The 13,867-nt window shown below is 59.8% G+C and carries 13 protein-coding genes; 8 read left to right on the forward strand and 5 right to left on the reverse strand.

What is annotated here, in order from left to right; translation table 11 throughout:
* Window positions 1–9: 9 nt before the first annotated feature.
* From hemC to N2599_RS16725, 8 genes are all read left to right on the forward strand, one after another.
* Window positions 10–939 (forward strand): hydroxymethylbilane synthase, encoded by a 930-nt coding sequence (hemC, locus tag N2599_RS16690; protein ID WP_027511725.1) that lies wholly within the window; start codon window positions 10–12, stop codon window positions 937–939.
* 6 nt (window positions 940–945) lie between these two features.
* A complete protein-coding gene (locus N2599_RS16695) occupies window positions 946–1,650 on the forward strand; it encodes a uroporphyrinogen-III synthase (RefSeq protein WP_027511726.1) in 705 nt (234 codons plus the stop codon).
* Window positions 1,651–1,740: 90 nt separating this feature from the next.
* A complete protein-coding gene (locus N2599_RS16700) occupies window positions 1,741–2,994 on the forward strand; it encodes a COG4223 family protein (RefSeq protein ID WP_027511727.1) in 1,254 nt (417 codons plus the stop codon).
* A 3-nt stretch (window positions 2,995–2,997) separates the two neighbouring features.
* Complete coding sequence (locus tag N2599_RS16705) at window positions 2,998–4,602, forward strand: heme biosynthesis protein HemY (protein ID WP_027511728.1); 1,605 nt, start codon at window positions 2,998–3,000, stop codon at window positions 4,600–4,602.
* Between the two features lie 16 nt (window positions 4,603–4,618).
* Complete coding sequence (locus N2599_RS16710; protein ID WP_027511729.1) at window positions 4,619–5,104, forward strand: tellurite resistance TerB family protein; 486 nt, start codon at window positions 4,619–4,621, stop codon at window positions 5,102–5,104.
* Window positions 5,094–5,852, forward strand: coding sequence for a glutamine amidotransferase (locus N2599_RS16715; protein ID WP_027511730.1), 759 nt, complete (start codon window positions 5,094–5,096; stop codon window positions 5,850–5,852). The genes N2599_RS16710 and N2599_RS16715 overlap by 11 nt, the downstream gene beginning before the upstream one ends.
* A gap of 189 nt (window positions 5,853–6,041) precedes the next feature.
* A complete protein-coding gene (locus N2599_RS16720; protein ID WP_027511731.1) occupies window positions 6,042–6,332 on the forward strand; it encodes a YggT family protein in 291 nt (96 codons plus the stop codon).
* Window positions 6,329–6,643 (forward strand): DUF167 domain-containing protein, encoded by a 315-nt coding sequence (locus tag N2599_RS16725; RefSeq protein ID WP_027511732.1) that lies wholly within the window; start codon window positions 6,329–6,331, stop codon window positions 6,641–6,643. The genes N2599_RS16720 and N2599_RS16725 overlap by 4 nt, the downstream gene beginning before the upstream one ends.
* A gap of 4 nt (window positions 6,644–6,647) precedes the next feature.
* Here the strand turns inward: N2599_RS16725 and ppa are convergent, their stop codons facing one another.
* The 5 genes from ppa to N2599_RS16750 all read right to left on the reverse strand — a co-directional run bounded on the left by ppa (window position 6,648) and on the right by N2599_RS16750 (window position 13,818).
* Window positions 6,648–7,181, reverse strand: a complete 534-nt coding sequence (gene ppa, locus N2599_RS16730; protein ID WP_027511733.1) for an inorganic diphosphatase — start codon at window positions 7,179–7,181, stop codon at window positions 6,648–6,650.
* 178 nt (window positions 7,182–7,359) lie between these two features.
* Window positions 7,360–7,866 carry a GNAT family N-acetyltransferase gene (locus tag N2599_RS16735; RefSeq protein WP_027511734.1) on the reverse strand — a complete coding sequence of 169 codons (507 nt, stop codon included), beginning with the start codon at window positions 7,864–7,866 and terminating at the stop codon, window positions 7,360–7,362.
* A gap of 202 nt (window positions 7,867–8,068) precedes the next feature.
* Window positions 8,069–9,886: a translational GTPase TypA gene (gene typA, locus N2599_RS16740; RefSeq protein ID WP_027511735.1), complete on the reverse strand. Its 1,818-nt coding sequence runs from the start codon at window positions 9,884–9,886 to the stop codon at window positions 8,069–8,071.
* A 126-nt stretch (window positions 9,887–10,012) separates the two neighbouring features.
* Window positions 10,013–11,593, reverse strand: coding sequence for an alkaline phosphatase D family protein (locus N2599_RS16745; protein WP_027511736.1), 1,581 nt, complete (start codon window positions 11,591–11,593; stop codon window positions 10,013–10,015).
* Between the two features lie 137 nt (window positions 11,594–11,730).
* Window positions 11,731–13,818: a M3 family metallopeptidase gene (locus tag N2599_RS16750; protein ID WP_027511737.1), complete on the reverse strand. Its 2,088-nt coding sequence runs from the start codon at window positions 13,816–13,818 to the stop codon at window positions 11,731–11,733.
* Between the last annotated feature and the right edge of the window lie 49 nt (window positions 13,819–13,867).

The following is a 13,867-nucleotide window of genomic DNA, read 5'->3' on the forward strand; positions in this document are numbered from 1 at the left end:
TCAAAGCGGATGCAAACAAAACCTTTCCGGATTGGTACGCGGGGCAGCCCGCTGGCCCTTGCTCAGGCCCACGAAGCGCGCGACAGGCTGATGGCAGCGCACGGAATGCCGGAGGAAATGTTCGAAATCGTTGTGCTGACGACGAAAGGCGACCGCATCACAGATCGTTCGCTTGCCGAGATTGGCGGCAAGGGTCTTTTCACTCAGGAGCTGGAAGAAAAGCTTGCCGGCGGCGATCTCGATTTCGCCGTCCATTCCGCCAAGGACATGCCGACGGTGTTGCCGGAAGGGCTCCATATCTCGGCCTACCTGCCGCGGGAAGACATCCGCGATGCGGTAATCGGCCGCACGGCGCCGAAACTGATCGAGTTGCCGCACGGTGCGACGGTCGGGTCGGCATCACTGCGCCGCCAGGCACTGATCCGCCGTATGCGGCCTGATATCAAGGTCGTAACCTTCCGGGGCGCGGTGGAAACCCGTCTGCGCAAGCTGGACGAAGGCCAGGTCGATGCGACGCTGCTCGCGCTCGCGGGCCTGAAGCGTCTCGGTAAGGTGGACGTGATTACCGACATCCTCGACCCCGATACTTTCCCGCCCGCGCCCGCGCAGGGTGCTATCTGCATTGAAAGCCGCATCGGCGATCAGCGGATCGACAATCTGCTTGCAACGATCAATGACCCGGTCACCTACGATGCCGTCTCCTGCGAACGCGCTTTCCTTGCTGCCCTCGACGGGTCTTGCCGCACGCCGATCGGCGGGTACGCGATCTGCGAAGGCGATCAGATCAGGTTCTCCGGCCTGATCATCACCCCGGACGGCCGCAACCAGCATTCGGTGACAATCGACGGCCATCGCCGCGACGCCGCAGCACATGGCACCCGCGCCGGCCAGGACATTCGCGCCCGCGCCGGCAGCAGCTTCTTCGACGACTGGAGCTGATGCAGCATGCGCGTGCTGGTTACCCGTCCGAAGCATTCGGGGGAACGAACCGCCAAAACGTTACGCGATATGGGACATGATCCCGTCTTGCTGCCGCTTTCGCAGCCCATGCATGATGGCAAGGCCGCGATGGATGCGCTGGCGAGGAGCGACGGTCCTATCGCCATCACAAGCACGGAGGCTGTCCATGCGCTCTTATCGTCAGGAACAGACGTCAAGCCTTATCGCCTCCGGCCGGTGTTCGCCGTTGGCAAAGCGAGCGCAAACGCAGCCAAGGCGATCGGATTTGCTTCGGTCCTGGCTTCGGCGGGCGATGGCGCGCAACTGGCGGAGCTGATCGCAGGGCAAATACGGGAACCGGTCACCTATCTTGCCGGTTCGCCACGTGCGGAAACGTTTGAGCTCAAGGCACAAGCACTTGGACTGAAGGTCGATATCGTCGAGTGTTATCGGATGCTGCCGGCAGAACCTGATCCGGACGCCCTGCTAAAAGCGCTGATTCCGCCGCCAGAGGCCGTTCTCCTCTATTCCCGCCAGACCGCGGAGCATTTTTTCAGTCTCGCCGGAACCCAATCGGAACCCGCCTGGATCAATCAGGCGCTCATTCTTTGTCTCAGCAAAGCCGTCGCAGCAGCTGTTCCGGCATCGCTCGGCAGAAATCTTCGCATCGCAGCATTACCGGATGAGAGAAGCCTTCTGTCGCTTCTTTGAAGGCCTTAGCCGCTCAAATTTGATCTAACCTCTTTTCATAACTGGCATCACTGACTAGTTTCGTTGCGATGCAGGAAAATGAGGATACGCATGGTATCGGGAAATCCGCCACGTCATTCGAAAAACACCGACGAGCCGGTCACGATCGATCTGGAAGCGCAGGAAATTGCGGCAGCAGCCGATACCGACAAGAAATCCGAAGAGAACGGCCCTGAAGCCGACGCTCCCGACGCAGACAATGCGACAGCCGATCTGGAGGCATCCGTCGATCCGCAAAAGGAACCATCGGCCGAGGAGACGGCCGAGCCCGCCGCCGCCTCCGAGGAGTCCAGTCAGCCGGAAACGACAGCCGACCCGGAGCCGATCCGGCAGCCGCCGCGCGGCGGAACGACGTCGGGTCAGATCGCTGCGGGCATTTTCGGCGGCCTCGTTGCCCTGCTGGGTGCTGGCGTTATCCAATATGCCGGCTACCTTCCGACGTCTTCAGCACCCCAAACCGCGCTGGATGAAACGGCCAACCTTTCGGCTGAAATCGACGGCCTCAAGCAATCCATCGCGAACTTGGCCGCAGCGCCGAATACCAGCGACGACGCGCTCGACAAGCGACTATCTGCTCTCGAGGCGGCGGCAAAGACGCCTGCCGTCACGGGGCCAGCAGACACAGCGGCAGTCGATGCGCTAAACCAGAAGGTCGCGGATTTGGCCGCGCAGCTGGAACAGGTGCGCACATCTCTCGCTCAATCCTCCGAAGAGCGGGCGTCGAACGGCGCCGACATTGTCAAGCGCCTGGAGGAAGCCGAGAAGAAGCTCAGCGAACCACGCCAGGATGTTGCGGTTGCGCAGGCGATCGCCGCTGCGGCGCTCAAGGCAGCGATCGACCGCGGCGGACCTTTCATGGCCGAACTCGATACTTTCGCCGGCGTTTCGCCGGACGACCCCGCAGTCGCCGATCTACGCAATTTCGCCGAAACCGGCGTACCCTCGCGCGCCGAACTGATCCGTCAGGTTCCCGACGTCGCGACCGCCGTCATCCAATCTGTCACCCAATCGGATCCGAACCAGAGCTGGTCGGACCGGCTGATGGCGAGCGCCAAGTCGCTCGTTACCGTGCGCCCTGTCGGCAATATCGAGGGCGAAAGCGTCGAGGCGATTGCCGCCCGCATGGAAGACAAGGTGAAGAACGGCGACCTGCCGGGCGCTGCCAACGAGTGGAACGATCTGCCCGCGAACGCAAAGCAGGCTTCCGCCGCTTTCAAGCAATCGTTGGAAGCCCGCATCCGTGTCGAGGAACTGGTGGGTGGTGCGCTCTCCAAGGCCATTTCCGGCGCCGGCAAGGAGGGTTGATCGATGATCCGTCTCGTCGTCTTCGTCGCCCTCGTCGTCGTTCTCGGCTATGGTTTCTCCTGGCTTGCCGATCGCCCGGGCGATCTGTCGCTGGTGTGGGAAGGCCGGCTCTATCAGGCAAAGCTGATCGTCGCGGCAAGCGGCCTTATCGCACTGATCGCCGTTGTCATGATCGCCTGGTGGCTGATCCGCACGGTCTGGACGTCGCCTCATTCTGTGAGACGCTATTTTCGCGCCCGCAAGCGCGATCGCGGTTATCAGGCGCTCTCGACCGGCCTTATCGCCGCCGGCGCCGGCAATGCCCTGCTTGCCCGCAAGATGGCAGCCCGTTCCCGCGGCCTCATCCGTGCCGATCAGGAGCCGCTGATCAACCTGCTCGAGGCACAGGCTGCCCTGATCGAAGGCCGGCATGACGAAGCGCGCGCCAAGTTCGAAGCGATGGCCAACGATCCGGAAACGCGTGAACTCGGCCTTCGCGGGCTCTATCTAGAAGCCAAACGCCTCGGCGCCAACGAGGCCGCGCGCCAATATGCCGAGAAGGCAGCCGACAACGCGCCCTATCTGCCCTGGGCGGCACAGGCGACGCTCGAATACCGCAGCCAGTCCGGCCGCTGGGACGACGCCATCCGGCTTCTTGAGCAACAGAAGGCCGCGCGTGTCGTCGAAAAGCAGGATGCGGACCGTCTGCGCGGCGTGCTGCTGACGGCTCGCGCTGACGACAAGCTGGAAAGCGATCCGGCCGGTGCCCGTGACGACGCGATGCATGCGCTGAAGCTCATTGCCGACTTCGAACCGGCCGCCATCATCGCCGCCAAGGCACTTTTCCGGGAAGATAAACTGCGCAAGGCCGCCTCGATCCTCGAGCAGTCATGGAAAGCCGGACCGCATCCCGAGATCGGCCGCACTTATGTGCTCGCTCGAAGCGGCGATTCCTCCGTTGATCGCCTGAAACGCGCCGAAAAGTTGGAGGCCCTGCGTCCCAACAACGTCGAGTCCCTGCTCGTGGTCGCGCAGGCGGCGCTCGATGCGCAGCACTTTGCGAAGGCCCGCGCGAAGGCGGAAGCTGCCGCCCGCATGCAGCCGCGTGAAGCCGCCTTCCTGCTGCTTGCCGACATCGAAGAGGCCGAAACTGGCGACCAGGGCCGTGTACGCCACTGGCTGGCACAGGCGCTGAAGGCGCCGCGTGACCCGGCCTGGGTCGCCGACGGCTTCGTTTCCGACAAATGGCTGCCCGTCTCACCCATCACCGGCCGTCTCGACGTCTTCGAATGGAAGGCGCCTTTCGGTCAGCTCGAAGGGCCGGTCGAGGAACGACCCACCATCTCGATCGACGCCGCGCTGCGGACTTTGCCGCCCGTTCGCGAAACACGGCCCGAAAGTTCGGCCAACGATCACCGAATCATCGAGTTGGAGCGCGCCGCAACGATTGCCGAGGCCGCCCGACCGGCTCCTGCTCCGAAGTCTGTCTCGCCCGCGCCGGTCGCCAAGCAGCCAGAGCCGGTTACCGCGCAGCCAGAACCGAAACCCTTTTATGGAATGCCGGATGACCCTGGCGTTCGCAACACAAAGGCGGAACCAGAACCCAAGACACGACTCCGCCTTTTCTGAATGGAACGAAATCTGCATGTTCGAACGTTTTCAGGCATTCTTCCAAAATCTCGCTGCAAACAATCCCAAGAAGGGTTTTAGCCCTGACGATCCCCGCATCGCCGTTGCCGCTCTCTGCATGCAGGTGATGGAGGCGGATGGGAAGGTCAAGGACAGCGAAAAGAAGCGGCTCCGCAAACTGCTCAAGGAGCAATACGGGCTCGACGGAAAGCAGTTGGATGCCTTGATCGCCGCCGGCCAGGAAGCCGAGAGCAGCGCCGTCGACTATTACCGCTTCACGTCCGACCTGAAACGCCATCTCGATACCGAGCAGCGGCTGGAACTCATCGGCATTCTCTGGGACATCGTCTATGCCGACGGCGAACGCAGCGAGATGGAGGATCACGTCATCTGGCGGATCGCCGATCTGCTCGGCGTCTCCTCCCGCGAGCGCATCCGGAAACGTCAGGAGGCAGCCGCACGCGTGACCGATACGGTGGTGGTGCAAGACGATGTCGATTGACCGTCCCATCAAGCGCGACAAGCGCCCTATCCTGATCATCCTGCATCAGGAACGCTCCAGCCCCGGCCGAGTAGGTCAGCTTCTGGTCGACAAGGGCTACAGCCTCGACATCCGCCGCCCGGTTCTGGGCGATAAGCTGCCCACCACGCTTGAAAACCACGCCGGAACGGTCGTCTTCGGCGGGCCGATGAGCGCAAACGATCCGGACGACTTCGTGAAAACCGAAGTCAACTGGCTGGACATTCCACTCAAGGAAAATCGCCCGTTCCTCGGCATCTGCCTTGGCGCGCAGATGCTGGTGCGCCACCTTGGCGGCAAGGTGCGGCCGAATGCCGACGGCTCGACCGAAATCGGCTGGTATCCGCTCCGCCCGACCGAAAAGGGCCGCTTGTTGATGCACTGGCCGAAGATGGTCTACCATTTCCATCGCGAGGGCTTCGATCTGCCGCACGGCGCCGATCTGCTCGCAGAAGGCGATACCTATCCGAACCAGGCCTTCCGCTACAACGGCAACGCCTGGGCGCTGCAGTTCCACGCCGAGCTCACCCGCGTGATGATGCACCGCTGGGTCGTCCACGGCGCTCATCGCTTCATTCTTCCGAATGCACAGCAGGGCCGGGAGCATCTGGAAGGCCGCATGCTCTTCGATGCGCCGCTCAAGGCCTGGCTGACCGAATTTCTCGATATCGTCTTCGAAGGCAAGACGGCAAAGGCCGTACCGGGCTCTGTAGCTGCACTGTCCGCATAGGTGCTCAGAAGTCCGCTCGAGGCCACGCGCCGCTGCTTTCCCATTGCACTGTTCGTTTTCTGCTGCGAAAAAGCCGGACGCATGATCGGACACGCCCGCCAAGCATGATTCGCCGCAGGTTTTCACGCGGCACTTGCCCGTTTGGCGCCCAATGGCTACATGTCTGTCAGAAACGAACTGGAGACCAAGATGATTGCCCTATTTCAAACCATTGATTTGGCTTTGAATCTTTACACCTGGGTGCTAATTGCGAGTGCCATTTTCTCCTGGCTTTACGCCTTCAACGTCATCAATTCCAGCAACCAGTTCGTCAATTCGGTCGGCATGTTCCTCTACAATGTGACCGAGCCGCTACTGCGTCCGATTCGCCGGCTGCTGCCGAATCTTGGTGGTATCGACATCTCGCCGATCATTCTTCTGCTCATCATCTTCTTCCTCCGCTCGCTGATGTGGAACACTCTCTTCCCGCTGGTGGCGTGAATTCCGCCGGGAAGATTTTCGATGATCATATACGCCTCGCCGTTCGGTTGACACCGAATGGCGGGCGCGACGCGATCGATGGCTTCGAGGCCGATGCCGAAGGCGCGTGCCACATTAAAGTCCGTGTCACCGCGATTCCTGAAAAAGGAAAAGCCAACAAGGCGCTCATCGCGCTTCTGTCCAAAGCCCTCTGCATCCCGAAATCCTCGATCCAATTGGTTTCAGGCGATACATCGCGCAAAAAAATCCTCCGGATCGATGGCGACCCGAAGGAGTTGATGGAAAGGCTCGAAAAGCTTCTGAAGCCGTAACGGCTTATTTTGCCTTCGTGGCACGCTCAACGGCTTCGAGGATGAGCTGACCGGCTTCCTTTGAATCGCCCCAGCCGAAAATCTTCACCCACTTGCCGGGCTCCAGGTCCTTGTAGTGCGCGAAAAAGTGCTCGATCTGCTTCAGCGTGATCTCCGGAAGGTCGGTGTAGTCCTTCACCTTCTCGTAGCGCAACGTAAGCGCCGGCGAAGGAACGGCGATGATCTTCTCGTCCTTGCCCGAATTGTCTTCCATCTTCAGAACGCCGATCGGGCGGACATTGATGACACAGCCTGGAACCAGCGGACGCGTGCTGGCGATCAGGACATCGATCGGATCGCCGTCTTCCGAAAGCGTGTGCGGCACGAAGCCGTAATTGCCCGGATAGGTCATCGGCGTATAGAGGAAGCGGTCGACGACCAGCGTGCCGGCTTCCTTGTCCATTTCATACTTGATGGGGTGACCGCCGACCGGAACTTCAACGATGACGTTGACATCTTCCGGAGGATTCTTGCCGATGGAAATGGCGTCGATTCGCATGCAAAACTCCCACAAAATGAATTGTTCGCAGCCAAATAGTCCGTTTTATGCCGCAACGCAACACGGCGCGTTCGTGATGTTCCAGATACAGCTTGAAATATTGAAGGACAAGCGGCCGATTTCGCCAGTTAGTTCAAGGCGATGCAGCACTGTTTCGAAAAGTTGAAGGCTGTGCTTTTCAGTTCCAGATGAAGCCGATTTTCTTCAACTGCTTGTGGTCGAAGCTCTCCATGCCTTCGCAGAAGTCGACGCCGCCATGGCCGCGATAGAAATGGCTGGCGTTCTCGTTTTCCTCAAGGCACCAGACTACGAGGCCCTTGCAGCCGAGTGACTTCAGAAGCCGCCTCGCCTCGCCGAAAAGCATGCGCCCAAGACCGATGCCCTGATACTCAGGACGAAGATAAAGTTCGTAGATCTCGCCTTCCTGCGGCAGTGCGCGGGCGCGATTGAGGCCGAGTGTGGCATAGCCTGCGACCGTCCCGGCGACGTCAAGAACGAGAAGCGTTGCCGGACCGCGGGTTGCCTTGCGCCACCAGTTCTCGCCGCGGCGTTCGATCATGTGCGTCAAGGCACGATGCGGAATGATCCCGGCATAGGTGTGCTGCCAAGCGAGGCGATGCACCTCGGAGATGGCCTGAGCATCATGCGGTTCCGCCCGCCGGACATCGATCGACAACGTCTTCATAACGCTTACTCTGGTCTTCCAGCAGGCAATTAACCATACGCGATCATGCGTTTCGGCCGTTTGCCCACAGACTTAACATGTGGACGATGAGCAAAATTTAACGCTTTTTTAACTATTGCGACAAGCCGGATTCGACGCAGAACACAATAAAAAACCCCGGCACAATAGCCGGGGTTTAAAGCCTTCAAGGTGTCTGGATGGCTCAGGCCATCTTTGCCTTGCTGAAGCGCTTGCGATCGTTTGCGTCGAGATACATCTTGCGCAGGCGGATTGACTTCGGCGTCACTTCCATCAGCTCGTCGTCCTGGATCCAGGACAAGGCGCGGTCGAGCGTCATGCGGATCGGCGGCGTCAGCTTGACGGCTTCGTCCTTGCCGGCAGCGCGGATGTTGGTCAGCTGCTTGCCCTTGAGAACGTTGACTTCAAGATCGTTGTCGCGGGAATGAATGCCGATGATCATGCCCATGTAGACCTTTTCGCCCGGCTCGATCATCATCGGGCCGCGATCTTCCAGGTTGAACATGGCATAGGCAACAGCTTCGCCCGGAGCGTTGGCGAGCAGAACGCCGTTGGTACGGCCGCCGATTTCACCCTTGAACGGCTGATATTCCTTGAACAGACGGTTCATCACGGCTGTGCCGCGCGTGTCGGTCAGGAGTTCCGACTGGTAGCCGATCAGGCCCCGCGTCGGCGCGTTGAACACCAGGCGAAGACGGTTGCCGCCAGAAGGCCTGAGCTCGGCCATTTCGGCCTTGCGCTCGGACATCTTCTGCACGACGACGCCGGAATGCTCTTCATCGACGTCGATGACGACTTCTTCGATCGGCTCCATCAGCTGGTCGTTCTCATCGCGATGCATGACCACGCGCGGACGCGACACGGCCAGTTCGAAGCCTTCGCGGCGCATCGTTTCGATCAGAACGGCGAGCTGCAATTCGCCACGACCGGACACGTAGAAGGAATCCTTGCCTTCTGCTTCTTCAATTTTCAGCGCGACGTTGCCTTCGGCTTCCTTGTAGAGACGGTCGCGAATGACGCGCGAGGTCACCTTGTCGCCTTCGGTCCCAGCCAGCGGACTATCGTTCACGATGAAGGACATGGTGACAGTCGGCGGATCGATCGGCTGTGCGGTGAGCGCCTGGGTAACCGAGGGATCGCAGAAGGTATCGGCAACCGTGCCCTTGGAGAGACCGGCAATCGCGACGATGTCGCCTGCATGCGCTTCTTCGATCGACGTGCGCTCGATGCCGCGGAAAGCGAGGATCTTCGAGATACGGCCGTTTTCAATCAGCTTGCCATCCTGGCTCAGAACCTTGACGGCCTGGTTCGGCTTGATCGAGCCGGAATTGATGCGGCCAGTGATGATACGGCCGAGGAAGGGGTTAGCCTCGAGGATCGTACCGATCATCGTGAACGGACCTTCGTGGACTGTCGGTTCCGGAACATGCTCGAGCACGAGGTCGAGCAGCGGTGCGAGACCTTGGTCCTTCGGGCCTTCCGGGTTGACGTTCATCCAGCCATCACGGCCAGAACCGTAAAGGATCGGAAAATCGAGCTGTTCGTCAGTCGCGTCGAGGTTTGCAAAGAGGTCGAACACTTCGTTGATGACTTCTTCGTGGCGGCCATCAGGACGGTCGATCTTGTTGATCGCGACAATCGGGCGAAGGCCGACCTTCAGGGCTTTCGAGACGACGAACTTTGTCTGCGGCATCGGGCCTTCGGACGAGTCGACCAGAACGATCGCGCCGTCCACCATCGAGAGAATGCGCTCGACTTCACCGCCGAAGTCGGCGTGGCCGGGGGTGTCGACGATGTTGATGCGGACACCTTTCCATTCCACCGACGTCGCCTTCGCGAGAATGGTGATGCCGCGCTCCTTTTCGAGGTCGTTGGAGTCCATCACACGCTCTGCAACGCGCTGGTTCTCGCGGAACGAGCCGGACTGCTTCAGGAGTTCGTCCACCAAGGTCGTCTTGCCATGGTCAACGTGCGCGATGATCGCGATGTTGCGAAGTGCCATATGTTTTCAAATCTCTGAGGCTGAGGCGCTACGTTCAAGAGAATGCGCCAATTACGTTTGGCGCGCTCTTACAGTGTTTTTCGCGTTTGCGAAAGGGGGGAGGGCGGATCGGAGCCATGCAACCGTTTAGCTCATGCGTTGCGGGTCGATGACCGTCCGCCAGAGCTCGGTATCGTTTCTGTCCATCAGCCGCACGGTCATCTGCTCGGTCTGCCCGTCGATCTCGACCAGTCCGAAGAATTGAAGTCCGGCGGACGGCGGCAGGTTGGAGTCTGCACCGCCGGGGGCTGCTTTGATGAAGCGCGCTTCAGGGCCGAAGGTCATGTCGAATTCCTGCGGGCCGTAGGTTCCCGAATGCAGCGGCCCGGAAACGAATTCCCAGAACGGCAGAAATTCGCGGAATTTCGCCTTGGCCGGATCATAATAATGCGCCGCCGTGTAGTGAACATCGGCCGTCAGCCAGACGATGTTCGAGATTGCCGCGTCACGGATGAAACGCAGCAGATCGGCAAATTCCACCTCTCGCCCGAGCGGAGTTCCGTTGTCGCCGTTGGAGAAGGACTCGCTGCCTTGGCGTTTTCCATAATCATCCCAGATGACCAGTCCGACCGGCATATCGCAGGCAATCACCTTCCATGTTGCAGCCGAGCGCGCCAGTTCGCGCTTCAGCCACGCCACTTGCGTCTCGCCAAGGAGGCGGGATTTCACCGTCAGGGTCTGATCCAGCCGCCCATCGTCGTTCGGCCCCCGATAGGATCGCAAATCGACAAAGAAGATATCGAGTAGCGGACCATATGAGACTTTGCGGTAGAAGCGCCCGGGTTCAGCGGCAATGTAGCGGATGGGCGTCATCTCATGGAAGGCGCGGCTTGCCCGCGCTGCCAGCGTTGAAACGGACTTTTCCTTATAGCGATTGTCCCCGCGAAGATCGGTCGAAGGCGACCAGTTGTTCAGGACCTCATGGTCGTCCCATTGATAGAAGATCGGACAGACGGCGTTCAGTTCCCTCACGTGCTCATCGAGCAGATTGTATTTCCACTGTCCGCGAAACTGATCGAGTGTCTGCGCGATGTCGCGCTTTTCCTCAGTCACGATCCTGTTCTTCCAGAGCCCGCCGTCGCGCAACCTGATCTCGTCCGGCATCGGATTGTCGGCATAGATCGTATCGCCGGAATGGATCATGAAATCGGGGCGGTGATAGGCGATCGTCTGATAGGTGCGCATACCGTCGTCATCGATCCCCCAACCCTGCCCCGCCGTATCGCCTGACCATGCGAAGCGGATCGTCCGCTTGTTGGTAGGGGCGGTGCGGAACTGACCGTGAATTCGTTCGGAGGTGCTGTTGATGTCCTGTAGGTCGGCGGCCGTAAACCTGTAGAAGATGTCCTGGTCCGGCGGCAGGTCCTGCAGCAGCAGTTTGCCCGCAAGATCGGTCTCCGCTGTGACGTCGATCGGAGCCAGTCTGACAGCATTCGCGAATTTGTCGCTCGTCGAATATTCGATAAAGAGCCGCGACGGCCGATCGACACGCGTCCATATCATGCCTGACGTTACGTCTACATCACCGGATTGAACGCCTGACGTGAAGATCGGGCGGCTCGAAGAGCCGCGCGCGTAATATGGCATCACGAGGCTGGCTGCCGCAAAGCCACCGACTGCGCCGATCGAAGAGAGGAAGCGGCGGCGCGTCGTGTCCGTCAATTTCATGCCATGGCTCATCCGGCTTGCTGCGAGAGCGGGAACGAATCTCCCGCAACAAGCCTAGAGCAGCCGTCATGTCAGTCTCTTGAAGATGACATGACGGTTTTCCGAAACTTCGGCGACAGTTTTGTTAAAGGATCATCTCAGGCATCGCTGCCCGACAGCTCCTCGAACGTGGCGAGGCCCTTCTTGACGAGCATCGCATCCGGGGTCGGCAGCTTGCCGCGGAATCCCCTGTAGGCGTCTTCCGGATCGATCGACCCTCCGCTGGAATAGATGTTGTCCTTGAGCTTCCGCGCCATCTCACTGTTGAAGGCGTCACCTGTTTCCTCGAAAGCCGCGAAGGCATCGGCATCAAGCACTTCAGACCACATGTAGGAGTAATAGCCTGCCGAATAACCCCCGGAGAAGATGTGCTGGAAGTGCGGCGAGGCATGGCGCATCACGAGAGACTTCGGCATCCCGAGTTCGGCAAGCACCTGCCTTTGCACCGCCATCGGGTCTTCCACAGTGTCGCGCGTGTGGAACTCCATGTCGACAATCGCCGAGGAGGTGAACTCGACCGTGTTGAACCCGGCATTGAAGGTGCGCGCCGCAAGCACCTTGTCGAGTAGTGCCTGCGGCATGGATTCGCCTGTTTCGAAATGCACCGCATATTGCTTGAGGATCGCAGGAACCGTCAGCCAATGCTCGTAAAGCTGCGATGGCAGCTCCACGAAGTCGCGTGAAACGGCCGTGCCCGACACGGTCGGATAGGTCACGTTCGAAAGCATGCCATGCAGCGCGTGGCCAAATTCATGGAAAAGCGTGCGCGCATCGTCCAGCGAAAGCAGTGCCGGCTTACCCTCGGCCGGTTTTGCGAAATTGCACACATTGTAGATGATCGGCAGTTCGCCCTGGCGTGCATTCTTCATTGTGAGTTTGTGCTGAGATTGGAACGCGCTCATCCAGGCGCCGGAGCGCTTGGATGAGCGGGCAAAATAGTCGCCCAGGAAAAGCGCAACCAGCTTATCTTCGCTATCACGAATCTCGAAGACGCGCACATCCGGATGATAGGCGGCGATGCCCTTCTTTTCGACGGCACGAATGCCGAAGAGGCGGCCGGCGACGTCAAAACAGGCATCGATGATTTTTTCGAGTTGCAGATAGGGCTTCAGCTCGGCTTCGGAAAAATTGAACCTCTGCGCCCTGATCTTTTCGGCATAATAGCGCCAATCCCAAGGCATGACCTCATGGTTCTTGCCGTCCTCGGCAATCAGTCTGGCAATATCCGCCTCTTCGTCATGCGCCCGTTTGACAGCCCTTGCCCACACGGCGCGCAGCAGACCGTTTACAGCAGCCGGCGTCTTTGCCATCGTATCGTCGAGCTTCAATTCCGCGAAATTGGCGTATCCGAGAAGCTTCGCGACTTCGCCGCGAAGCGCCAGCGTCTCGCGGATGATGCCGCGATTGTCCGTCTCGCCCTCGTTCTCGCCGCGGGCAACCCATGCCTTGAAAGCCTGCTCGCGCAGGTCGCGCCGCTCGGAAAAGGTCAGGAACGGTTCGATAATCGAGCGCGACAGAGTGACTGCAAACTTCCCCTCTTTACCGCGCTCGCGCGCCGCCGCCGCCATGGCGTCCTTCAGGAAATCCGGAATGCCCGCGAGCTCCGGTCCTTCGGAGAGGATCAGCGACCAGTTCGTCTCGTCGGCAAGCACGTTCTGTCCGAACTGCGTGCTCAGGCCTGCGAGCTTTTCGTTGATTGTCGCGAGCTTTTCCTGCTCCCCCTTCGGCAGCTTGGCACCGGATTTCACGAAGCTTTTCCAATGCCGCTCTAGCACACGCGTCTGCTCGAGTGTCAGACCGAGACTCTCCCGCTTCTCCCAGAGCGCATCGATACGTGCAAAAAGCGCAGCGTTCATTCCGATCTTGGAATAGTGGCGCGACATTTTCGGCGAGATATCGCGCTCCAGCGCTTGGATCGTATCGTTCGTATGCGCGCCCGCCCGATTCCAGAACAGCGCCGAAACACGCGAAAGCTCATCGCCTGCAAGCTCTAGCGCGACGATCGTATTCTCGAATGTGGGCTCTTCCACGTTTCCGGCGATCGCATCGATCTCCACATCATGAGATGCGAAAGCAGCATCAAAAGCGGCAGCGAAATCGCCATCGCTCAACGCGTCGAAGCGCGGCAGGCCATGAAGCCCATTCCAGTTGACGAGAGCCGTGTTGAAATCTTGTGTGGATGGCATGCTGACGTCCTTTATGCAGAGGGCTGAAACGGCAATATAGGCAAGGCAT

It is taken from the genome of Rhizobium sullae (genome assembly GCF_025200715.1).
In the GTDB taxonomy this organism is placed as follows: Bacteria; Pseudomonadota; Alphaproteobacteria; order Rhizobiales; family Rhizobiaceae; genus Rhizobium; species Rhizobium sullae.

Coding starts and splice junctions, on each gene's coding strand:
- N2599_RS16710 (WP_027511729.1), top strand. CDS start 4,619: ATGTTCGAACGTTTTCAGGCATTCTTCCAAAATCTCGCTGCAAACAAT.
- N2599_RS16745 (WP_027511736.1), bottom strand. CDS start 11,593: ATGAAATTGACGGACACGACGCGCCGCCGCTTCCTCTCTTCGATCGGC.
- ppa (WP_027511733.1), bottom strand. CDS start 7,181: ATGCGAATCGACGCCATTTCCATCGGCAAGAATCCTCCGGAAGATGTC.
- typA (WP_027511735.1), bottom strand. CDS start 9,886: ATGGCACTTCGCAACATCGCGATCATCGCGCACGTTGACCATGGCAAG.
- N2599_RS16735 (WP_027511734.1), bottom strand. CDS start 7,866: ATGAAGACGTTGTCGATCGATGTCCGGCGGGCGGAACCGCATGATGCT.
- N2599_RS16705 (WP_027511728.1), top strand. CDS start 2,998: ATGATCCGTCTCGTCGTCTTCGTCGCCCTCGTCGTCGTTCTCGGCTAT.
- N2599_RS16700 (WP_027511727.1), top strand. CDS start 1,741: ATGGTATCGGGAAATCCGCCACGTCATTCGAAAAACACCGACGAGCCG.
- N2599_RS16750 (WP_027511737.1), bottom strand. CDS start 13,818: ATGCCATCCACACAAGATTTCAACACGGCTCTCGTCAACTGGAATGGG.
- N2599_RS16695 (WP_027511726.1), top strand. CDS start 946: ATGCGCGTGCTGGTTACCCGTCCGAAGCATTCGGGGGAACGAACCGCC.
- N2599_RS16720 (WP_027511731.1), top strand. CDS start 6,042: ATGATTGCCCTATTTCAAACCATTGATTTGGCTTTGAATCTTTACACC.
- N2599_RS16715 (WP_027511730.1), top strand. CDS start 5,094: ATGTCGATTGACCGTCCCATCAAGCGCGACAAGCGCCCTATCCTGATC.
- hemC (WP_027511725.1), top strand. CDS start 10: ATGCAAACAAAACCTTTCCGGATTGGTACGCGGGGCAGCCCGCTGGCC.